Origin of the sequence: Streptomyces sp. NPDC006193 (assembly GCF_040613915.1) — a bacterium.
In the GTDB taxonomy this organism is placed as follows: Bacteria; Actinomycetota; Actinomycetes; order Streptomycetales; family Streptomycetaceae; genus Streptomyces.
Genome location: NZ_JBEXTB010000018.1, coordinates 83,555 through 103,665, shown reverse-complemented (window position 1 = coordinate 103,665; position 20,111 = coordinate 83,555). Strand labels below are relative to the sequence as shown.

The 20,111-nt window shown below is 76.3% G+C and carries 13 protein-coding genes; 5 read left to right on the top strand and 8 right to left on the bottom strand.

The features are described 5' to 3' along the window. Positions 1–58: 58 nt before the first annotated feature. The gene (locus tag ABZ261_RS18365; protein WP_356860316.1) at positions 59–1,150 is read right to left on the bottom strand and encodes a chemotaxis protein; all 1,092 of its coding nucleotides are present in this window, start codon (positions 1,148–1,150) and stop codon (positions 59–61) included. Between the two features lie 484 nt (positions 1,151–1,634). Between ABZ261_RS18365 and asnB the strand changes: the two genes are divergently transcribed. Then, a complete protein-coding gene (asnB, locus tag ABZ261_RS18360) occupies positions 1,635–3,476 on the top strand; it encodes an asparagine synthase (glutamine-hydrolyzing) (protein ID WP_356860314.1) in 1,842 nt (613 codons plus the stop codon). Here the strand turns inward: asnB and ABZ261_RS18355 are convergent. Further along, entirely contained in the window at positions 3,469–3,990 is a 522-nt protein-coding gene (locus ABZ261_RS18355) for a DUF4232 domain-containing protein (RefSeq protein ID WP_356860312.1), read from the bottom strand. The two genes, asnB and ABZ261_RS18355, sit on opposite strands and share 8 nt — an antisense overlap. A 154-nt stretch (positions 3,991–4,144) precedes the next feature. Then, positions 4,145–5,746 carry an alpha/beta hydrolase gene (locus tag ABZ261_RS18350; protein WP_356860310.1) on the bottom strand — a complete coding sequence of 534 codons (1,602 nt, stop codon included), beginning with the start codon at positions 5,744–5,746 and terminating at the stop codon, positions 4,145–4,147. A 288-nt stretch (positions 5,747–6,034) separates the two neighbouring features. Between ABZ261_RS18350 and ABZ261_RS18345 the strand changes: the two genes are divergently transcribed. Together ABZ261_RS18345 and ABZ261_RS18340 are read left to right on the top strand one after the other, a co-directional pair. Beyond that, positions 6,035–6,772, top strand: coding sequence for a chaplin (locus ABZ261_RS18345; protein ID WP_356860308.1), 738 nt, complete (start codon positions 6,035–6,037; stop codon positions 6,770–6,772). Positions 6,773–7,408: 636 nt separating this feature from the next. Beyond that, the gene (locus tag ABZ261_RS18340; protein ID WP_356860306.1) at positions 7,409–8,263 is read left to right on the top strand and encodes a GNAT family N-acetyltransferase; all 855 of its coding nucleotides are present in this window, start codon (positions 7,409–7,411) and stop codon (positions 8,261–8,263) included. A gap of 63 nt (positions 8,264–8,326) precedes the next feature. On the opposite strand, the gene ABZ261_RS18335 is transcribed toward ABZ261_RS18340, so the two are convergent. The 3 genes from ABZ261_RS18335 to ABZ261_RS18325 all read right to left on the bottom strand — a co-directional run bounded on the left by ABZ261_RS18335 (position 8,327) and on the right by ABZ261_RS18325 (position 12,367). Further along, positions 8,327–8,590 carry a GlsB/YeaQ/YmgE family stress response membrane protein gene (locus ABZ261_RS18335; protein ID WP_356860304.1) on the bottom strand — a complete coding sequence of 88 codons (264 nt, stop codon included), beginning with the start codon at positions 8,588–8,590 and terminating at the stop codon, positions 8,327–8,329. Between the two features lie 113 nt (positions 8,591–8,703). Then, positions 8,704–11,418, bottom strand: a complete 2,715-nt coding sequence (locus ABZ261_RS18330) for a sugar-binding domain-containing protein (RefSeq protein WP_356860302.1) — start codon at positions 11,416–11,418, stop codon at positions 8,704–8,706. 289 nt (positions 11,419–11,707) lie between these two features. Further along, entirely contained in the window at positions 11,708–12,367 is a 660-nt protein-coding gene (locus ABZ261_RS18325; protein WP_356860300.1) for a sigma-70 family RNA polymerase sigma factor, read from the bottom strand. Positions 12,368–12,492: 125 nt separating this feature from the next. Between ABZ261_RS18325 and ABZ261_RS18320 the strand changes: the two genes are divergently transcribed. Then, positions 12,493–13,584, top strand: a complete 1,092-nt coding sequence (locus ABZ261_RS18320) for a MerR family transcriptional regulator (protein WP_356860298.1) — start codon at positions 12,493–12,495, stop codon at positions 13,582–13,584. A 494-nt stretch (positions 13,585–14,078) separates the two neighbouring features. Here ABZ261_RS18320 and ABZ261_RS18315 read toward each other — a convergent pair whose 3' ends face one another. Both ABZ261_RS18315 and ABZ261_RS18310 read right to left on the bottom strand, forming a co-directional pair. After that, positions 14,079–15,455: a deoxyribodipyrimidine photo-lyase gene (locus ABZ261_RS18315; protein ID WP_356860296.1), complete on the bottom strand. Its 1,377-nt coding sequence runs from the start codon at positions 15,453–15,455 to the stop codon at positions 14,079–14,081. Between the two features lie 68 nt (positions 15,456–15,523). Continuing rightward, positions 15,524–17,035 (bottom strand): SDR family oxidoreductase, encoded by a 1,512-nt coding sequence (locus ABZ261_RS18310; RefSeq protein ID WP_356860294.1) that lies wholly within the window; start codon positions 17,033–17,035, stop codon positions 15,524–15,526. A gap of 875 nt (positions 17,036–17,910) precedes the next feature. Between ABZ261_RS18310 and ABZ261_RS18305 the strand changes: the two genes are divergently transcribed. Beyond that, on the top strand, positions 17,911–20,031 hold the full coding sequence (locus ABZ261_RS18305) for an MMPL family transporter (RefSeq protein WP_356860292.1): 2,121 nt from the start codon (positions 17,911–17,913) through the stop codon (positions 20,029–20,031). Positions 20,032–20,111: the final 80 nt, after the last annotated feature.

Genomic DNA, 20,111 nt, shown 5'->3' with positions numbered 1-20,111 from the left:
CCACGGCGACAGCGTACGCCGACGCGGTGGGCGCAGCCCGTGCCGCAGGCGCGCCGGGTCAGTACCGCAGCACTCCCGCGATCCGGTCCGCGTCGCCCAGGGTGCCGTCGGGCACGAAACGGACCTCGGCGCCGGTCTCCAGGCACTGCTCGACGATCTCGTCCACGATGTCCTCGCGGACGTCCAGGTCCCCGGACTCGGCCGGCACCAGATGGCCGCCGACGTCGCGGACGGCCGCCCGGTGGTTCTCCTCCACCGCCAGCAGCCGTACCCGGCCCTCCCGCGCGCTGCGCCACAGCTCGTCCAGGCCCGCCGCGAACGTCCGGTGGCCGCGCGCCGACGTCAGTTCGCGGACCACGGAGGCGGCCTCCTCCTCCGCCGCCGCCTCCAGCACCGGGCGGAGAGCCTGCCACACGGCCTCGGGCCCGGCGTGCGCCAGCCCGCCGTGCCGCACCCGCACGGCGCCCGCGGCGGCGCCGCCGACCTCGTCCAGCAGCGCGAGCGCCGCCTGCTCGCCGAGCACGTAGAGCGGGCGGGGCCGCTCGCGCAGCACCGCGCCCAGCGCGCTGTCGGCCTCGCGCAGGAAGCGGCGCGTGCCCTCGTCCCGGAACGCGCGCGCGTCGCCGACCCGGCCCTGCCGCTCGGCGTCGAAGTTCTCCCGGCCGCGGTGCAGCGGAAAGCCGCGGGAGCGGTCCTCGACGACCCGGTCCGGGCCGCCGCTCCACAGGGTGACGCGGTCCGCGGCGACGGACAGCACCCAGAAGCGCCGCTCGGCGGACTGCGCTGCCACCAGGTTGCGGGTGAGGAAGGTGTCCGACAGCACCACCCGCTCGGGCACGGGACGGGCCAGGGACCACACCTGGTGCTCGCCCGGCGCGGCGAAGATCACCAGACCGTCCTCGGCGCGGGTGAGGTCCACCTCCGCCAGCGCGCGGTCGAGCTGCGCCACGACGTCGGCGCGCCGCTCGCGGGTCACGGCGGGGTCGGACTCCAGGCGCTTGCGCGCCTCGGTCACGACATTGCGCAGCCGCACCGCATCCTGGCCGCCGCCCCGTTCCCGGCGGTGGGTCGGGGTCAGCACGGAGACCGCCGGATAAGGGCGCGGACGCCGCAGTTCGGTGAGGGTCGCGGGACTCAGCGCGTGCTCCATGACAGCACGATATGACCCATTGCCCCGTACGGCATTCGGGGTGACCGGGGCCCCGGACGGGGCTGCGCCGACCGTCCGCCGCGCCCCCGGCGTCCCGCACGCGGAACCCGCGCCGGGACGGCACGCCGGCCGGTGACCGCGCCCTGCCGTGCCCCGGCGAGGGCCGTGCCACCGCCGGGGCGATCGGCGGGTTCCCGCGGCGACACCGCGGCGCGCAGGCGGTTTGAGCAAGTCTTTACCTGTGGCCGGTTCCTTTCGCCCCCGTCCCGGCGACACGCCTGTCCGCGCTTTTCACCGAGGCAAAACACGGCCGAAACAATGGGGTGTCCGGCCGCGGCGGGGCGCGACCGCGTTGACCGGGCCGAGCGCCTGACGGACGCTCATCACATAGGTGCTCGATACAACTGGTTTCCCGGCCGTCCACGCCCTCGCGGAGAAGCGCAGGTGGGCGGGGCGGACGGGGAGCCGAGGCAGGAGGTAACGCATGTGCGGCATCACCGGGTGGGTCTCCTTCGACCGTGACCTGACCGCGGAGGCCACCACCTTGCATGCGATGACCGAGACGATGGCCTGCCGGGGCCCGGACGACCGCGGCACCTGGACCGAGGGCCCCGCCGCCCTGGGACACCGCCGGCTCGCCATCATCGACCTGCCCGGCGGGCGCCAGCCGATGTCCCTGCCGACCCCGCGGGGAACCGTGGCCCTCGTCTACTCGGGGGAGGCGTACAACTTCACCGAGCTGCGCCGCGAACTCGAGGGCCGCGGCCACCGCTTCACCACCGACTCCGACACCGAGGTCGTCCTGCACGGCTACCTGGAGTGGGGCGACGCGGTCGCCGAACGGCTCAACGGCATGTACGCGTTCGCCGTCTGGGACGGCCGGCACGACAAGCTGGTGATGATCCGCGACCGCATGGGCATCAAGCCGTTCTACTACCACCCCACCGCCGACGGCGTCCTGTTCGGCTCCGAGCCCAAGGCGATCCTCGCCAACCCGCTCGTCCGGCCCCGCGTCACCCTGGACGGTCTGCGCGAGCTGTTCGTCCCGGTCAAGACGCCGGGCCACGCCGTCTGGGACGGGATGCGCGAGGTGGAGCCCGGGACCGTCGTCACCGTCGACCGCTCCGGCCTGTCCACCCGCGTGTACTGGCGGCTGGAGACCCGCCCGCACCCCGACGACCGTGACACCACCGTCGCCACCGTGCGCTCGCTCCTCGACGACATCGTGCGCCGCCAGCTGGTCGCCGACGTGCCGCGCTGCACGCTGCTCTCCGGCGGCCTCGACTCCTCGGCCATGACCGCGATCGCCGCCCGGCAGCTCGCCGCGCACGGCGAGAAGGTGCGCAGCTTCGCCGTCGACTTCGCCGGCCTGGCCGACCACTTCGTCGCCGACGAACTGCGCGGCACCCCCGACACGCCCTTCGTGCACGACGTGGCCCGGCTGGCCGACACCGAGCACCAGGACATCGTGCTCGACGCCCAGTCCCTCGCCGACCCGGCCGTGCGCGAGCAGGTGATCAGGGCCCGCGACCTGCCGGCCGGCCTCGGCGACATGGACGCCTCGCTGCTGCTGCTGTTCCGGGCCGTCCGCGAGAAGTCCACGGTCGCCCTGTCCGGTGAGTCCGCGGACGAAGTGTTCGGCGGCTACCTGCAGTTCTTCGACGAGGAGGCGCGCCGCGCCGACACCTTCCCGTGGCTGGCGACCATGGGCCGCCACTTCGGCGAGGACAGCGACGTGCTGCGCGCCGACCTGGCCAAGTCCCTCGACCTCCGCAGCTACGTCGCCGACGGCTACCGCACCGCCGTGGCCGGCATCGACCGGCTGGACGGCGAGAGCGACTTCGAGTACCGGATGCGGCAGATCAGCCACCTGCACCTCACCCGCTTCGTGCGCATCCTGCTCGACCGCAAGGACCGGATGAGCATGGCCGTCGGCCTGGAGGTCCGGGTTCCCTTCTGCGACCACCGGCTCGTCGAGTACGTCTACAACGCCCCGTGGGCGCTGAAGTCCTTCGACGGCCGGGAGAAGAGCCTGCTGCGGGAGGCGGCCGCGGACGTCCTGCCGCGCTCGGTCTACGAGCGGGTCAAGAGCCCGTACCCGTCCACGCAGGACCCGCAGTACGCCCGCGCGCTGCAGGAGCAGGCCAAGGAACTGCTCGCCCGGCCCTCCCACCCGGTCTTCGACCTGGTGGACCGGGACCGGGTCCGGCAGGCCGCCGAGCGGGACGAACCGGTCAGCACCCAGGCGGCCCGGCGCGGTCTGGAACGCACGCTGGACTTCGCGGGGTGGCTGGACCTCTACAGCCCCGACCTGGAGCTCAGCTGAGCCCGATGGCCCGGTCGGCGGCCGCCGCGGACCGCTGCCACCACGTCGTCACCGGCTCCCAGACGAGGACCTGCCGCCCGGCGCCGAGCCGGGCGGCGGTGAAGGAGCGGCCCCAGTGCGCGGCCGACGCCGCCACGGTCACCGTGTCCACCCGGCGGGCCTCGGGGTCCGCCGGGTCGGCGATGGTGCGCACGTCGGCGTGGGCGGTGCCGCCCGGTGCGAGCCGGTACCCGCCGGTGGGGCCCTCCGGCACCGGCAGCGCGGCCCCGTCCAGGTCCCCGAACGTGACCGTGGGCACGCGGTCCACGAGGCAGGCGCGGGAGCCGCGGTTGGTCACGCCGGCCCGCAGCACGGTGGGGTGGCCGGGCACGGCTCTCGCCCGGTAGGCGAGGACCTCCGGGGCGCAGCGGGCGGGCCGGTCCCGGCCCGCGGCCGCCTCGCTCTGCGGTGCGGTCAGCAGCAGGGCCGCGACGGCGGATGCGGCGGGTACGGCGACGGCGGTGCGGATGCGCATGACGGTGTCCCCTCGGAGCTGCCCGGAACGGGATACGGCGGCCGGAGCACGCCCTGCCCAGTGTGACGAACGGGACGGCCGGCAGGTTGCCCGGAGCCGCGCCCGTCACCCGATCGCGCGGCCCCGGCCGCCTGCACGGCCGCGCGGCCGGCCCTCAGCGGGCGGTCCGGGCGCCGCTCCCGCGCGCCTCGTCCGCCGGGCACGAACTGCCGCTCGCGGGCAGCGAACCGTACAGCAGGAAGTCGTCGACCTTGCGGTGCACGCACGTGGAGGAGGAGTAGCCGGTGTGCCCCTCGCCCTTGTTGTCGAGCACCACGGCCGACGGGCCGAGCCGCCGGGCGGTCTCCACGGTCCACCGGTACGGCGTCGCCGGGTCACCGCGCGTCCCCACCAGCAGCATCTTCGCCGAGTGCACGTCCTTCACCCGGTCCCGGATGAACGTCGTGCCCCGGGGCCGGCCGTAGCACATCAGCAACTGGGTGAGCCGGTAGCGGCCGAAGACGGGCGAGGCCTTGTCGTACGCGGCCCGCAGGTCCTTCAGGTCCTCGGCGATCCGCGCCGCGGAGGGCCGGTCGGGGTCGTCCGCGCAGTTGATCGCCATCAGCGCGGCGGGCAGATTGTCCGGCGGGACGTCCTCGGCGTCGGTCAGCCCGCCGTCCCCGCGGAGCCCGTCGCGGAGCACTCCGATGCCGCCCGTGGCGAAGGCCAGCACCCGCCGGGTGTCGCCGTCCTCGACCAGCGAGGCCAGCGCACGCTCCAGCGAGGGCCACATCTCCTTGCTGTACAGGGCCTGCCCGATGGCGCCCACCAGGTCCTGGCCGGAGAAGGCGCCCCCGAAGTCCGTCGGCACCGGGTTCTCGTCGAGCGAGCGCACCAGCCGGACCACCTCGTCCCCGGCGGCGCGCCGGTCCTGGCCGAACGGACAGCCGACATCCGTCGTACACCAGTCCAGGAAGCCGTCCAGTGCGGTCTGCTGTCCCTCGGCGCCCGCCGCGCCCTGCTCGGACAGCGGCTCGGTGAGCGTGTCCACACCGTCGAGGGCGACCCGGCCGACCTTCCCCGGGAACTGCGCCGCGTACACCGCGCCCAGCCGGGTGCCGTACGAGAAACCGAGGTAGTTGAGCTTGTCGTCGCCGAGCGCCTGGCGGATCACGTCCAGGTCGCGGGAGGCGTTCACGGTGCCGATGTGGGGCAGCACCGGGCCGGAGTGGCGCGCGCACCGGTCGGCAACCTGCCGCACCTGCCGCAGCAGCGCCTGCGGGCGGCCCAGGTCGATGTCCTCACCCGTCGCCCCGGACGCCCCCTCGCCGCCCTCGCCGCAGCTGACCGGGGAGGACCGTCCGACGCCGCGCGGGTCGAAGGTGACCACGTCGTAGCCGTTGGTCAGGTCCATGAACTGCCGGCCCTCCGAGGCGAGCTGGGGGATGCCCGCGCCGCCGGGACCGCCGAAGTTCAGCAGCAGCGAGCCCCGCGACCTGCCGGTGGCGCGGTAGCGGGCCAGTGCCACGTCCAGCGTGCCGGCGCGCGGCCTCGCGTAGTCGAGCGGGACGGTGACCTCGGCGCACTGGAGGTCCTTCGGCATGTCCGGGCCCTCACAGGCCCTCCACGCCACCTTCTGCCGGTAGAACCGGGACAGGTCGGGCTGCGGCCGTTCGGCGGCAGCCGCGGGCAGTCCCGCTCCCAGCAGCGCCAGGGCGAGGACCGAGGCGCCCGCGCAGCGCCGCACGGCGAGCCGTGTGCACAGCTTGGCCAGCATCGATCGCCTCCAGGGGCGGCGGCCGCCGAGACCGGGGCCGGCGCCCTGGATCACCATAAGCGGGCCCCGGACGGCCCGCCTCCGGACGAGCGGGACGCCCCCGGCCGCCGTACCCTGCGCACCCTGGGCGCCCCGCGCCCCGCGGACCCTCGCCGGGCTCCGCCCGCGGTCCGACCGCGATGCCACTCGATGGGGTGAAACGCCGACAAGCCATAACCCGGGCGGTCCGGCCGCGTTTGCAGAGGAGCGGGCAAGCGCCCGCGACGACGTCTGGAAGGCAGGGAACCTATGAAACGGGCCACCCGGAACGGTGTGATCGCCGTCGCCGCGGCATCCGGCGCGATGGCCGTGGCGCTGCCGGCGTCCGCCGCCTTCGCGGCCGGCGGGGCCGCCGCGCAGGGCTCAGCGGTCGGCTCGCCCGGGGTGATCTCCGGCAACGACATCCAGCTCCCGGTGCACGTCCCGGTGAACGTGTGCGGCAACACGGTGAACGTCGTGGGGCTGCTCAACCCGGCCGCCGGCAACACCTGCGCGAACGGCACGGACGGCGACGGCGGGGCCGGGAAGGACAGCGAGTCCGCCGAGAGCGGAGGGACCGGGAAGGACGGCGGGACCGGGAAGGACGGCGGCTCCGCCGGGTCCGGCGGGGCGTCCGCCGAAGGTGTCGCCGAGGGTTCGCCCGGCGTGCTCTCGGGCAACGGTGTCCAGCTCCCCGTCGATCTTCCGGTGAACGTCTCCGGGAACAGTGTCGACGTGGTGGGCGTGGGCAATCCGGCCGTGGGCAACGAGTCGGTCAACGGCCCCGGCGACCAGCCGCGCCGCCCCCCGCACACCCCGGACCCGGAGCCCGCTCCGGAGCCCCCGGCCCCGGCCCCGGCCGGCCCGAAGGCGCCGAGCACCCCGGACCCGGCGTCCGCCACCCTCGCCCGCACCGGAGCGGACCTGACGGCCCCCGCCGTCGCCGGGAGCGCCGCGCTCATCGTCACGGGCGCGGTCCTGTACCGCCGCTTCCGCCCCACCCGCTGACCCGCGCGGCCGCACCGGGCGCTGAGCGGGTCAGCCGGTCGGCGCGCCGTGCTCCTCCGGGCGGACGCGGGGGAGCGGCGCCCGGAACACCCGGTGCGCCCGGCCGCACAGCCGCGGACGGTCCGGCCGGGCGGCCCTGCCGTGGTCCGCGGCGCCCGGCGGGACGGCCGGCCGGGCGCCGCCGGACCCGTCCCGCCCGGCGTCCGGCGGACCGCCACCGAGCAGGCCGAAGAACGCGGCCGCCAGGTGCCAGGGACACGATGCGGCGGCCGCGTCGCACCGGCGGCCAGCTGCTTCCGGCTGGCGGCGGCCGCACGCACCGGCTCGCCGGCCTCCGCGCACCAGTGGTCTCAGTGAGCGGCCGCCCCGGGCAAGCAGCGACGCGGGCGCCGGGTGCGCGCCTCACCGGACGAGTCGCTCGCCCGGGCCACGGCGGCCCGCCGAACACAGGTTCCGTCTCGAGGAGTTCGGGGAGTCCCGCCTCCTGCGGCCCCCGGCGCTCCGACGGCCCGGCCCAGCCTCCGTGCCGGCCGTGGCACCCTGCCCGCGCGGCGGCCGATCTTCCTGTGGCGCCGCCCCCCGTCGATCCGTCAGGATGCTGCGCGGCAGACCGGCCGACCGAAACGGAGCACACCCATGACCGCCGCGCCCCCCGAGGACCTCGTCGTCACGCAGGCCACCCTCGCCGACTGGCCGGTGATCAGCGGGTGGGCGGCGGCGGAGGGCTGGAACCCCGGGCTGTCCGACGGGCCCGCGTTCTTCGCCCAGGACCCCGACGGGTTCTTCCTCGGCCGGATCGACGGGCAGCCCGCGTCGGCCGTGTCGGTCGTCACCTACGGCCGGTCGTACGCCTTCCTCGGCTGCTACCTCGTCCGCCCCGACCTGCGCGGCCGCGGACACGGTCTCACCACCTGGAAGGCCGCCCTGGCGCACGCCGGGGACCGGACCGTCGGCCTCGACGGGGTCGTCGCCCAGCAGGACAACTACCGCCGGTCCGGCTTCCGGCTCGCGCACCGCACGGTCCGGTTCACCGGCGCCGCCCCCGCGGCCGAGGCACCGGCCGGCGTCCGCCCGGCCGGGCCCGCCGACCTGGCCGCGCTCACCGCCTACGACAGCGCCTGCTTTCCCGCGGACCGCCCGCGCTTCCTCGCCGCGTGGCTCACCGCGCCCGGCCACCGCGCCGTCGTCCGCGAGGTCGGCGGGCGGCTGACGGGTTACGGCGTGATCCGCCCCGGCCACGACACCCTGCGCATCGGCCCCCTCTTCGCGGACGGCGCCGACGACGCCCGTGCCCTGTTCGCCGCCCTCACCGCGGACGTCGCCGGCCGCGAGGTCGCCCTCGACGTCCCCGAGCCCAACGCGGCCGGCGTCGCCCTCGCCGAGGAGGCGGGACTGCGCCCCTCGTTCGAGACCGCCCGCATGTACACCGGCCCGGTGCGCGAGCACGCCCGGGAGCGCGTGTTCGGCGTCACCACACTCGAACTGGGCTGATTGGCGGGCGCGTTGCGGGAGCAGCGGCCGCGTGCCCCGGGCGGGACACGCCCGGGGCGGGGATCAGCGCGGGGCGAGCGCGCGGTTCAGCGCGGCCACGGCCCCCGCCGCCAGGGCGATCTGCACGAACCACTCGGTCCAGTCGGGGCCGTCGGTGGCGGCGACGCCGAGGAGGGCGGCGAGCGCGGAGCCGAGCAGCGCGGCCGCGATGCCCGCGACGAGCGTCCACAGAACGCCGATGTGCTGCCGCCCGGGCACCAGCAGCCGGCCCAGCACGCCGATGAGCAAGCCGATGACGACGGCGCTGACGACGCCGGAGACCTCCATGGCCGTCCCTCCCTCACGTCCTTGATCGACGGACACCGCTGGTGTGCCGTGTGCCCGCTGCGGGCGCGGCCACTCCGCGCCGGGAACCGGAGCGAGCCGCCGCCCGCGCCCGCTCAGCCGGCCGGCGCGGTGCGGGCGGGCGTGTTCCAGCCGGACACCCGCACGTGCGGCGCCGATCCGTGCAGGTCACCGCTCCGGTAGGTAGCCGTCAGCGTCACCGACTCACCGGGCCACAGGCTCACCTCGTTGTCCGACCAGCGCACCGGTAGCACCGGCCGGTCGTGCGCGTCCACGAGACGGACGTCCGTGAACAGGGCCGGGGTCCTGCCGGTCCCGGTGTTGCGCAGGGTCACCGTGGTGGTCGACGTGCCGTCCGCCGACGCGGTGGCCGCGGCGACCGACACCGGGACCCGGGTCATCCCGGCGAGGCCCTTGAGGTCGGCGTAGCCCGTCGTCGGCGTGTGGTACCAGTCGGTGCCGTCCCAGTCGAGGGTGTCCGGCCGGGTGGAGAGCCAGTACACGTTCCGGCTCACCTCCTTGCCGGCGGCGTCGGTCAGCACCAGCCGCAGCAGGTGCGTCCGGGCCGGGCCGGGCACCGACGCCGGCAGGGTGAGGGCCGTGCGGCGCGCGCCGTCGCCGCCGACGGTCATCCCGGCGACGGTCCGGTCGTACCTCTGTGTGCCGTCGGGGTCGAAGAGGGTGGCACGGGCGGTGAGGCCGTGCTTCCGGGCGTGCCGGCCGTTCACCACCACGACCGAGCGGTCGTCGTAGGAGTACTGCACGTGCAGGGGCTCGTTGGCCTTCTTCGCGCCGAAGTACGCGCCGTTCTGGTCGAGGTAGCGGTCCGTCAGCTGCCAGTGCAGGGAGGTCCAGCCGCTGTTGAACAGCCAGTACACCACCCCGGTGGCGGGCTCGGCGGAGTCGGTGGCGTTGCGCCCGTACGCCTCGAACTGGGCGCGGACGTTCTCGTACTGGGCCAGCTGGGCCTTGCGCACGTAGTCCGTGAGGCCGGTCGGGGCGCCGTAGCGGCCGGCGAGGGCGTTGTCGTAGATCGCGAGCGTGCCGAAGACGGGGGACGGCGAGCGGTGGTACTGCCGGGCGTCCGGATCCCGCCAGAGGGTGTCGAGTTCGGCGGGCGTCAGCATCCGGCGCAGCGTGTCGAGGGTGGGGATGCTCGGGCCCGCGCTGGTCTCGGAGTTGAAACCGGTGGCGCCGCCCTCGCGCTTGGCGTACCAGTAACCGGGCGGCACCCAGTCGTACGGGCCGGTCATCCTCATGCCCGAACGGCCCAGTCGGGGCGAGGAGTCGTCGGAGGCGGCGGGCACCACGGGGGCCTGCCAGTCGGCGGCCCGCAGCGCGTCCAGGTAGGTCTCCTCGATCGCCGCGTCGGGGGCGACGTCGCTGCCGATCAGGAAGGACAGCACGCTGGGGTGGTTGCGCAGCCGGGCGGCCTCGGCGGCCATGGAGGCCTTCGCCACCGCGTGGTCGGCGGCGGTCCACGGCTCCCCGGAACCGTCGGTGTTGACGTCGCCCTCCCACTTGTCGCAGCACTCCCAGCCCGGCAGGGTGAGCAGGCCGTGGCGGTCGGCCAGGTCGAAGAACTCGTCCGGCTCCAGGTGACCCTCCAGGCGCAGCGTGTTCAGACCCAGGTCGAGGGCGTACCTCAGGCGGTCCTCGACATAGGCGCGGTCCCAGCGCAGGAACTCGTCGGGGGACCAGCCGCCGCCCTTGACCAGCAGTCGGCGGCCGTTGACGCGGTACTGCCGGGCGCCGTCCGCGTTCAGCGGCGCGCGGACGTCCCGGATGCCGAAGGTCTCGTGTGCGGTGTCCGACACCGCACCGGCGACGGAGGCGGTCAACTCCAGGTCGTACAGCGGTTGTCCGCCCATGCCGGCCGGCCACCACACCTTCGGCGCGGTGAGGTGCAGGCCGGGGGTGTCGGCGGGGGTGAAGGCGACGGTTCTGCTCTCGTGGGCGGCGAGCGGCACGGTCCGCGCGAGGTGCGTGCCGCCGGCGGTGCCGGAGATCGTCGCGGTGACGGGCGCCCCGGAGTCGTTGCGGACCCGGGCCTTGACCGTCAGGTCGGCCGTGGCGAGCGACGGCACGGCCAGCTCGGTGACGACGTGCGCGTCGCGCAGGGCGACCGGGCCGCCCCTGCGGACCACGACGTCCCGGACCAGGCCCATGTTCCGGTCGGGCGGCGGCTGGAGCCAGTCGAGCCAGCCCATGGTGAGGTGCTTGTCCGGGTCGTTGGGCCGGACCCGGAAGGCGACCGTGTTGACGCCGGGCCTGACCAGCGGGGTGACGTCCATTTCGTGACGGGTGTAGGCGCCGGTCACCTGCGCGGCCTCGGCCACCCGGCGGCCGTTCACGTAGACGTCCGCCGCCGAGACGACGCCGCTGAAGTCGAGGCGGGTGCGCTGCCGCGTGTCGCCGACGGTGAAGTCGGAGCGGAACCACCAGGGCACCTCGAAGCGGGCCCGCGGGATCCGCTGCTGGGCGGTGGAGTGGAACGGGTCCGGGTACACGCCGTTCGCCAGCAGCGCGGCGAGCACGGTGGAGCGCGGGCCCGTCGGGTACCAGCCCGTCGCCGGGTAGCCGGGGGAGGACACGGCGGCGGGCGGGTCGCTCACCTCCGCGGTGGACCGGACGGCGTACCCGGCGAGCGGGGTGCCGGCGCCGGCGGCCGAGGAGACGTGCGTGACCGGGGTGGCCCGGAGGGGCTCGGCGGTGTCGCCGGGGGCCACCCAGGCGCCGGCGGTGAGGGAACCGGCCAGGGCCACGAGGGCGGCGGCGACGGTGAGCCGGCGGACGCGGCGAGGGAACACGGCGGTCTCCAGCCTCGTAAAGTTAGGAAACTTTACTAACCCCGTCACGCTAGGGCGGGCCCCCGGCGGTGTCAACGAACCCGGCCGCCGTGCACGGCGCCGTCGCAGGACAGCGAGGCGGACCGGTGACGATCATGCCGGGTCCGGGGCCGCCGCCCACGACCGACGAGGCGGAGATCAACCGGATGCCGGGCATCCGCTCGCAGGCGCGCCGGGCGCGAGCGGCGCGCGCCGACGCGGCCTTCCCTCGCGGTCCGGGGCCGGGGACGCCGCCGCCCGCCCGCGCCCCTCACCCGGTCCGGATCGCCTCCGCGCCGGTCCCGGGCCTGCCCTGCAGGTTGCTCCGCAACTGGTGCAGGCCCCGGCGCGCGTGGCTCTTGACCGTGCCCAGCGGCCACCCGGTGCGCTCCGCGATCTGGGTCTGGGTGAGGTCCTCGTAGAACGCCAGGCACAGCACACGCTGCTGGGGCGCGGAGAGCCGGGCCAGCTCGCGGCGCACGAGGACCCGGTCCAGGACGGCCTCGGGCCGCCCGGCGGCGCTGTCGTCCGGCGGCAGCGCCGCGCCCGCGGCCGCGAGCAGCTCCCCGCGGCGCGTCCGCGCGGAGAGGGCGTCGGCGATCTTGCGGCGGGTGATGCCGACGATCCACCCGGCCACCGTCCCGCGCTCGGGCCGGTAGCCGCAGCGCCCCCGCCACACCCCGAGGAACACCTGCTGGGTGACGTCGTCGGCCTCCGCGGCGTCGCCCAGCGTGCGCCACGCCAGCGCGTGCACCATCCGCGACCAGCGCCGGTGGACCGCGGCGAGACAGGCGTCGTCGCCGGCCACCAGCCCCCGCACCAGTTCCTCGTCCGTGAGCGGCTCCCCGGCGGCCGGGGACGGCGGTGCGGCGGCGGGCCGCCCGCCCTTGGCCGCGGGGCCGGGCGCGACGGCGGTCGGGTGCGGGCTCATGACGACGGCTCCTTCGCCTCGGCGTGCGGCGCATCGGGGTGGTCGGGGCGCCCCGGCGACTCCATCGTGTGAGCCGGTGCACAGGGAGGACAACGTGCATCGATTCTGCGTCGTATGGTCGGAGCATGGACGCGAGCGACACCGCGGAAGCCGCCCCCGAGCCGAGGATGACGACCGGTGCGCTGGCCCGCCGGCTCGGCGTCCCGCCCACCACACTGCGCTCCTGGGACCGCCGCTACGGCATAGGCCCCGCCGCCCGCACCGACGGCCGGCACCGGCGCTGGACGCCCCAGGACGTGACGGTGCTGGAGACGATGTGCCGGCTGACCGCCGCGGGGGTGCCGCCCGCCGAGGCGGCCCGGACGGCGAAGGAGCGGACGCACCCCCCGGCGATCCCGCGCCCGGCCGACCCGGCCGCCGCCGCGCCGCCCGCCGCCGCGCCGCCCGCCGCCGCGCCGCCCGCCGTCGCCGCACCGGCCGCGGGCGACCTCCGGCAGCAGGGACGGGGCCTGGCCCGGGCCGCCGTCCGGCTCGACGCCGCGGCCGTCGAGGAGCGGCTGGAGACGGCCGTGGCCCGGTACGGCGTCATCGCCGCCTGGCAGGACGTGATGGTGCCGACGCTGCACGCCGTGGGCCGCAGATGGGCCTCGTCCGGGGACCGGTACGTCGAGGTCGAGCACCTGCTGTCCTGGCACGTGTCCACCGTCCTGCGCCGTCACACGCGCCCCCTGACGACGCCGGCCGGACCCGCCGAGGCGGGCCCCGTACTGCTGGCCTGCGTCCCCGGCGAGCAGCACACCCTTCCGCTGGAGGCGCTCAACGCCGCGCTGAGCAGTCTCGGCGTCCCGACCCGGATGTTCGGCGCCGCGGTCCCGGCGGAGGCGCTCGTGGCGGCGGTACGGCGTCTCGGCCCGGCCGCCGTGGTGCTGTGGGCCCAGGCGCGCTCCACCGCGAGTCCGCCGCTGGCCGAGCACGTCGCCGCGATGCAGTGGGGTGTCAGGGGCGCCCGGGCCCGGCCGCTGATGCTGCTCGGCGGCCCCGGCTGGGCGGGACGGCCCGCCCGCGGCATGCTCCGCCCGACCGCCCTGTCCGAGGCCCTCGACCCCCTGACGGCCGCCTGCGGAACCGCACCGCCCGCCGCTCGCCGCCGGCCCACCCGGCGCCCCGCCCCGTTGCGGGCGCCCGACGGACCGGCCCCGGCCGACCGGCCGGCCTGACGCCGGTCACGGGAGACTCGCAGGGAGCCCTGGCGGTCACGCCCGGTTAGGGACCTCGCAGGGAGCCCTGGCGGTCGCCGACGCCCAGGGAGTCGCCGGGGGCCGGTCGTGCGGGGGCACGCGGGGCTGAAGTCCCCCGCCGGCCGCGCCGAAGCGACCGCCGCGGCCGGGTGCGCGGCCTGATGCCGGCCGCACCGGGTGCGCGGAGGCCGGGCCCGCGGTGGTGACCGCCTTCCTAGCCGTACCGCCGGCCACGCTGCTGCGCGCCCGCCCCACCAGCCAATCTGCACCCCGGCCCCCGGCGACCCCCGACGGACCGGCCCCGGCCGACCGGCCGGCCTGACGCCGGTCGCGTCGGGCCGCGGGAGGCCTGTCGTGGGATCCGCCCCGGTGTCGGGCGGCCGGCGCGGACGGCAGCGGACTTGCGGAGCCTCCGCCCCCTCGGGGCCCGCCCGAGGGGCCCCACCCGTACCCGTACTGGGCAGGCGGCCGGATCAGCCGCGTTCCCGGGCCTGCCGGAAGCGGGCCAGCCCGTCGGCGAGGTCCACGATCGGGTCGGGGTAGCCGCTGATGCGCGCCCGGTCGGCGTCCGGCAGCCGCCACGGCTCGTGCACCGCCGCGCCCGCGACCTCCCTCAGCTCGGGCACCCAGCGCCGGACGTACACGCCGTCCGGATCGTGCCGTCGGCCCTGGGTGACAGGGTTGAGGACGCGGTTCGGGCGGGTGTCCGTGCCGGTGCCGGCGATCCACTGCCAGTTCATCTGGTTGTTGGCCAGGTCCCCGTCGACCAGCAGGTCCAGGAAGTGCCGGGCCCCGATGCGCCAGTCGACGTACAGCGTCTTGGCGAGGAAGCTAGCCGCGAGCAGGCGGGCGCGGTTGTGCATCCACCCCTCGTGCCGCAGCTGCCGCATCGCCGCGTCGACCACCGGGTAGCCGGTACGGCCCTCCCGCCAGGCCTGGATGTCGTCCCCGGCCGTCCGCTCGGACCGCCAGCGGTCCTGCTTGGTGCGGTAGTCGGCACGGGCCGCGGCCGGCCGCGCCGCCAGGACCTGGCGGTGGAAGTCCCGCCAGGCGATCTGCCGTGCGAACGCCTCCCCTCCCGGTCCGCCCGCCCGGCGCGCCAGACGGACCACTTCGACGGGGGACAGCGTGCCGAAGTGCAGGTACGGCGAGAGGCGGGAGGTCGCGTCGCCGGCCAGGTCGTCGTGCCGGTCCTCGTAGGCCGCGACCCCGCTGCGGAGCCACGCGTCGAGCCGCCTGCGGCCCTCCGTCTCACCCCCCTCGGCCAGGCCCGGCGAGAGCCCTGCCACCGCCGCTCTGGCCGGCAGTTCCTCGGAGCCGATGCCCTCGGGGACGCCGACCGCGCCGGGCGCGTCCAGGACGTCCCGCAGACGCTGCCCCGACCACTGCCGGAAGTACGGCGTGAAGACGGCGAAGTGGTCCGCGGAGGCCGGGGTCACCGCGCCCGGCGCCACCGCGGTGGTCACCGTGTCATGGACGTGCAGCCGGCGGCCCTCGGCCTCCAGGGCCCGCCGCAGCCGCCGCTCCCGCTGATGGGCGTAGGCGCTGACGTCGGCCGCCAGGTGCACCTCGTCGGCGTCCGCCTCCGCGGCCACCCGGCACACCTCCTCGACGACGTCGCCGGAGCGCACCACCAGGCGGCCGCCCCGCGCGCGCAGCCCGGCGTCTAGGTCCCGCAGGCAGTCGGCGAGGAACGCCAGCCGGTTGGGGACGGTGAAGCCGGCCGCGTCCACCCGCCGGTCGCGGACGAACAGCGGGACGATCTGGCGGGCGCCGTCCAGGGCGGCCCGCAGCGGCGGGTGGTCGTGCAGGCGCAGATCGGCGGTGAACAGGACGACCGAGACGTACATGGCGCGGCTCCGGGACGAGGAAGGCGGACGCTGGGCGGTTCGGGCGCGGCGGGCCCGGCGGATGCGGGTCAGCGGGCGGACGCGGAGGCCCGCCGGGCGGCCGTCCGCGCGATGTTGCGGGCCATGCCGCCGAAGACCACGGCGTGGAAGGGGGAGACGCCCCACCAGTAGGCGTGGCCGAGCAGCCCGTGGGGATGGAACAGGGCCCGCTGGCGGTACCGGCTGCGGTCGTCGCCGTCCGCTTCCGCGCACATCTCCAGCCAGGCCAGGCCGGGCAGCCGCATCTCCGCCCGCAGCCGCAGCAGACGACCGGGCTCGATCTCCTCCACCCGCCAGAAGTCCAGGGAGTCGCCGGTCCGCAGCCGCTCGGCGTCCCGCCGGCCCCGGCGCAGTCCGACCCCGCCGGCCAGCCGGTCCAGCAGGCCGCGCAGGCTCCAGGCGAGCGGGAAGGAGTACCAGCCGTTCTCCCCGCCCACGCCCTCGATCACCCGCCACAGCTCGTGCGCCGGGGCGGCCACCGCCGCCTCCCGCCGGTCGGTGTACAGGCTGCCGCCGGCCCAGCCCGGGTCGGTGGGGAGCGGGTCGCTGGGCGCCCCGGGCACCGCCGCGGACGACCAGCGCGTGCTCACCCGCGCCTCGCGCACCTGGCGCAGGGCCAGCCGTACGGCCTCGTCGAAGCCGAGGGGATGCCCCGGCGGGTCAGGAAGGTACCGGGTGATGTCGTGCTCGCGGCAGACCACCTCGTGGCGCAGCGACTCGGTCAGCGGCCGGGCGATGGACGCGGGGACGGGCGTCACCAGCCCCACCCAGTGGCTGGACAGGCGGGGGGTGAGGACCGGCACGGGCAGGATGAGCCGCCGGGGCAGCCCCGCGACGCGCGCGTACCGGATCATCATGTCCCGGTAGGTGAGGACGTCCGGACCGCCGATGTCGAAGGCCCGGTTCACGTCCTCGGGCAGGCGCGCGCTGCCGACCAGCAGACGCAGCACGTCCCGCACCGCGATGGGCTGCAGCCGGGTGCGCACCCAGCTGGGGGTGATCATGACCGGCAGCCGTTCGGTGAGGTACCGCAGCATCTCGAAGGAGGCCGACCCGGAGCCGATGACGACGGCGGCGCGCAGCACGGCGGTCGGCACGCCCGAGGCCAGCAGGATGCGGCCCACCTCGGCCCGGGACCGCAGGTGCGGGGAGAGCCGGTCCTCGGGCACCCCGGCCGGTGCGAGACCGCCGAGGTAGACGATGCGCCGCACGCCGGCCGCCTTCGCCCGCTCCCCGAAGACGCGGGCGGCACGCCGGTCGGTCTCCTCGAAGTCCCCGCCGCTGCCGAGCGCGTGCACCAGGTAGTACGCCACGTCGACGTCCCGCATCGCCTCGGCGACCGAACCGGCGTCCGTGACATCGCCCCGCACCACCTCCGCCTCACCCGCCCACGGGTGGTCGCGCAGCTTGCCGGGGGAGCGGGCCAGGCAGCGCACCCGGTGCCCGGCGGCGAGCAGTTCGGGCACGAGCCGGCCGCCGATGTAGCCCGTGGCTCCCGTCACCAGGCAGCGCAGCCCGCCCGCCGAGACGTCGTGGTCCATCGCTTCCAGGCCTTCCGCGTCGGTGTCTCCCCCACCATGGGTTCCCGCTCGGCCCGGTCTGCGGATGCGCGTCCTCCCTTCGGCTGAACGCGGGGTGCCGGGGACGACCGGCGGCGGCGCGCCGGGCGGTGGCGGGGGCGCGCTTCGGGCCCGCGGTCCCTCGCCGTGCGGGGTGGCCGCCGGGGTCGTCGGCCACCCCGCACTCCAGCGGCCGATGACCCCGGACCGCCCGCGAGCACGTGCTGGCCTACGGCGGCGTGACCGCCCGCCCCGACCGGCCGGACGCGCCGGCGACGGCCACCGGGTGCGCGGGCGCACCGACGCCATCGCCCCACCGGCACGGGGCCCGCGGTCCGCCGGTGCCGGGCTGCCGTTCACCGGTGCCAGGGCTCGCGGTCCACTCGTGCCAGGGCCGCCGTCCGCTTGTGCGGGGCTGCCGTCCGCCCGTGCCAGGGGCCCGTGGTCCATCCGTGCCGGGGCTGCCGTCCGCCCGTGCCGGGGCCCGTGGTCCATCCGCGCCGGGATTGCTGTGCCCCCGTGCCAGGACTCCCGTCCGCCCCTGCCGGGCTCGCGCGGTCCGCCCGTGCCGGACTGCCGTGCGCCCGTGCCGGGGCGGCGGCGGGTGTCCGGTGACGCGGTTCCGCTCCCTGTCGCCCGGGGAGCCGGCCGGGGCTTCCGGTGACGGCCCGCCCCGGCCGGCCTGACGACGGGGGCGGTGTTCCCGGCCGCGCTCACCGAGGAACCCTTCCGCATCCGCCGGCCCCGCCGTACGGGAAGCAGCGGGTGTCGCGTCACGATCGCGGCGACGAGGCAACCGATCATCGAGACGGCTTCCCGACCGGGATGTCGGACATCGCATCGCCGCCTGGAGGGACATGCCCGCCCGCCCCTTGCGCACCGCCCGCCTGCTCGTCCCCTTCGCGCTGCTCGCGGTCTGGCTCGCCGTCGGCGCCTTCCTGGGCCCGTTCGCCGGGCGGCTGGACGAGGTCTCCACCAACGACCAGGCAGCCTTCCTCCCGCGCAGCGCCGAGTCCACCCGGGTCCTCGCCGAGCAGCGTGCCTTCCGGCAGCAGGAGACGCTGCCCGTGATCGTGGTGTGGACCGCCGACGGGGACGGATCCGTGCGCGGGCGCAGGGCCGCCGCCACGGCCGCCCTCGCCTCGCTCGCCGCGAACCCGGACGTGGCCGGCCGCCCCTCGCCGGCCCTGCCCTCCGAGGACGGCGAGGCGCTGCAGGGCGTCGTTCCGCTGCGGCCCGACCTCGGGGACCGGGTCCCGGCGGCACTCGACCGGGTCCGCGCCGCCGTGGACCGCGTGCCGGGCACCGCCGCGCACCTGGCCGGACCCGCCGCCGTCGAGGCGGACCTGGCCGACGCCTTCGCCGGCATCGACGGCCTGCTGCTCGGCGTCGCGCTCGCCGCCGTCCTGGTCATCCTGCTGCTCGTCTACCGCAGCGTGCTGCTCCCGTTCCTGGTCATCCTGGGAGCCGTCTTCGCCCTCGGGCTGGCCTGCGCCGTCGTCTACGCCCTCGCCGACCGCGGAGCGGTCCGCGTCGACGGACAGGTGCAGGGCATCCTCTCCATCCTGGTGATCGGCGCGGCCACCGACTACGCGCTGCTGCTCAGCGCCCGCTACCGCGAGGAACTCACCCGCAACGCCGACCGGTTCACGGCCGTGACGGCGGCCCTGCGGCAGTCCTGGGGCCCCGTCACCGCCAGCGCGGCCACCGTGGCCCTCGGCCTGCTCGCCCTGCTGCTCAGCGACCTCACCAACAACCGGGCGCTCGGCCCGGTCGGCGCCATCGGCGTCGGTTGCGCCGTGCTCAGCGCCCTCACCTTCCTGCCGTCCGTGCTGCTCCTCCTGGGCCGTGCCGCCTACTGGCCCGCCCGGCCCCGGCCCGCCGACGGCCCGGACGCCGCCCGCGGAGTGTGGCGGCGCGTCGCCGGCGTCGTCGACCGGTCGCCGCGCACGGTGTGGGCGAGCAGCCTCGTCGCACTGCTGGCCTGCGCCGCCCTCGCGCCCGCCCTCACCTCCAAGGGCGTGCCGCTGTCCGAGATCTTCCTCAAGGACGCTCCGTCCGTCACCGCCCAGGACACCCTCGACCGGCACTTCCCCGGCGGCTCCGGCAATCCCGCCGTCGTGGTCGCCGACGCGGACCGGCTGCCGCAGGTGCTGGCCGCCGCCCGCGCGACGGAGGGCGTCGCCTCGGCCTCCGGCGTCACGGCCTCCGGCCGCCCCGGCGGACAGCCCCTGGTGGCCGGCGGCCGGGTCCGCATCGACGTCACCCTCCGCTCCGCCGCGGACAGTGACGACGCGAAGGACGGCATCGCCCGGCTGCGCACCGCCGTGCGGGCGGTCCCCGGCGCGGACGCCCTGGTCGGCGGCTACACCGCCCAGCAGTACGACAGCCTGCGCACCGCCGAACACGACCGGACGCAGATCGTCCCCGTCGTCCTGGCCGTCATCCTCGTGATCCTGGCCGGCCTGCTGCGCTCCCTGCTCCTGCCGGTGCTCCTGGTGGCCACCGTCGCGCTCAACTTCTTCGCCACACTGGGCGTCTCGGCCCTCGTCTTCCGGTACGTGTTCGGCTTCACCGGCACCGATCCGTCCGTGCCGCTGTACGCCTTCGTGTTCCTGGTGGCCCTCGGGGTCGACTACAACATCTTCCTGATGTCCCGCGTACGCGAGGAGTCCCTGCGCCACGGAGTGCGGGAGGGCGTCGTACGGGGACTGGTGTCGACGGGCGGGGTGATCACCGCGGCCGGGGTGGTGCTGGCGGCCACGTTCGCCGCCCTCGGCGTCATCCCCCTGGCCTTCCTCGCCCAGATCGCGTTCATCGTCGCCTTCGGCGTCCTGCTCGACACGCTGGTGGTGCGGTCCCTGCTGGTGCCCGCGCTGGTGCGCGACATCGGCCGCCCGGCCTGGTGGCCCGGCCGGCCGAGCCGGCGCCCGGGGGAGGGGGCGGGGCTCCGGGAGACGGCGCACCGCGATCCATGACATGCCCCTACCGATCCGGGGCAACAGGATCGGTACACCCTGTACATCCCGTCCGGGTCAGCGTCGCAGGAGGTGGCCGC

Bases quoted from the DNA above. Each gene is read 5' to 3' on its own strand.
- ABZ261_RS18365 (WP_356860316.1), bottom strand. From the start codon at position 1,150: ATGGAGCACGCGCTGAGTCCCGCGACCCTCACCGAACTGCGGCGTCCG.
- asnB (WP_356860314.1), top strand. From the start codon at position 1,635: ATGTGCGGCATCACCGGGTGGGTCTCCTTCGACCGTGACCTGACCGCG.
- ABZ261_RS18355 (WP_356860312.1), bottom strand. From the start codon at position 3,990: ATGCGCATCCGCACCGCCGTCGCCGTACCCGCCGCATCCGCCGTCGCG.
- ABZ261_RS18350 (WP_356860310.1), bottom strand. From the start codon at position 5,746: ATGCTGGCCAAGCTGTGCACACGGCTCGCCGTGCGGCGCTGCGCGGGC.
- ABZ261_RS18345 (WP_356860308.1), top strand. From the start codon at position 6,035: ATGAAACGGGCCACCCGGAACGGTGTGATCGCCGTCGCCGCGGCATCC.
- ABZ261_RS18340 (WP_356860306.1), top strand. From the start codon at position 7,409: ATGACCGCCGCGCCCCCCGAGGACCTCGTCGTCACGCAGGCCACCCTC.
- ABZ261_RS18335 (WP_356860304.1), bottom strand. From the start codon at position 8,590: ATGGAGGTCTCCGGCGTCGTCAGCGCCGTCGTCATCGGCTTGCTCATC.
- ABZ261_RS18325 (WP_356860300.1), bottom strand. From the start codon at position 12,367: ATGAGCCCGCACCCGACCGCCGTCGCGCCCGGCCCCGCGGCCAAGGGC.
- ABZ261_RS18320 (WP_356860298.1), top strand. From the start codon at position 12,493: ATGGACGCGAGCGACACCGCGGAAGCCGCCCCCGAGCCGAGGATGACG.
- ABZ261_RS18315 (WP_356860296.1), bottom strand. From the start codon at position 15,455: ATGTACGTCTCGGTCGTCCTGTTCACCGCCGATCTGCGCCTGCACGAC.
- ABZ261_RS18310 (WP_356860294.1), bottom strand. From the start codon at position 17,035: ATGGACCACGACGTCTCGGCGGGCGGGCTGCGCTGCCTGGTGACGGGA.
- ABZ261_RS18305 (WP_356860292.1), top strand. From the start codon at position 17,911: ATGCCCGCCCGCCCCTTGCGCACCGCCCGCCTGCTCGTCCCCTTCGCG.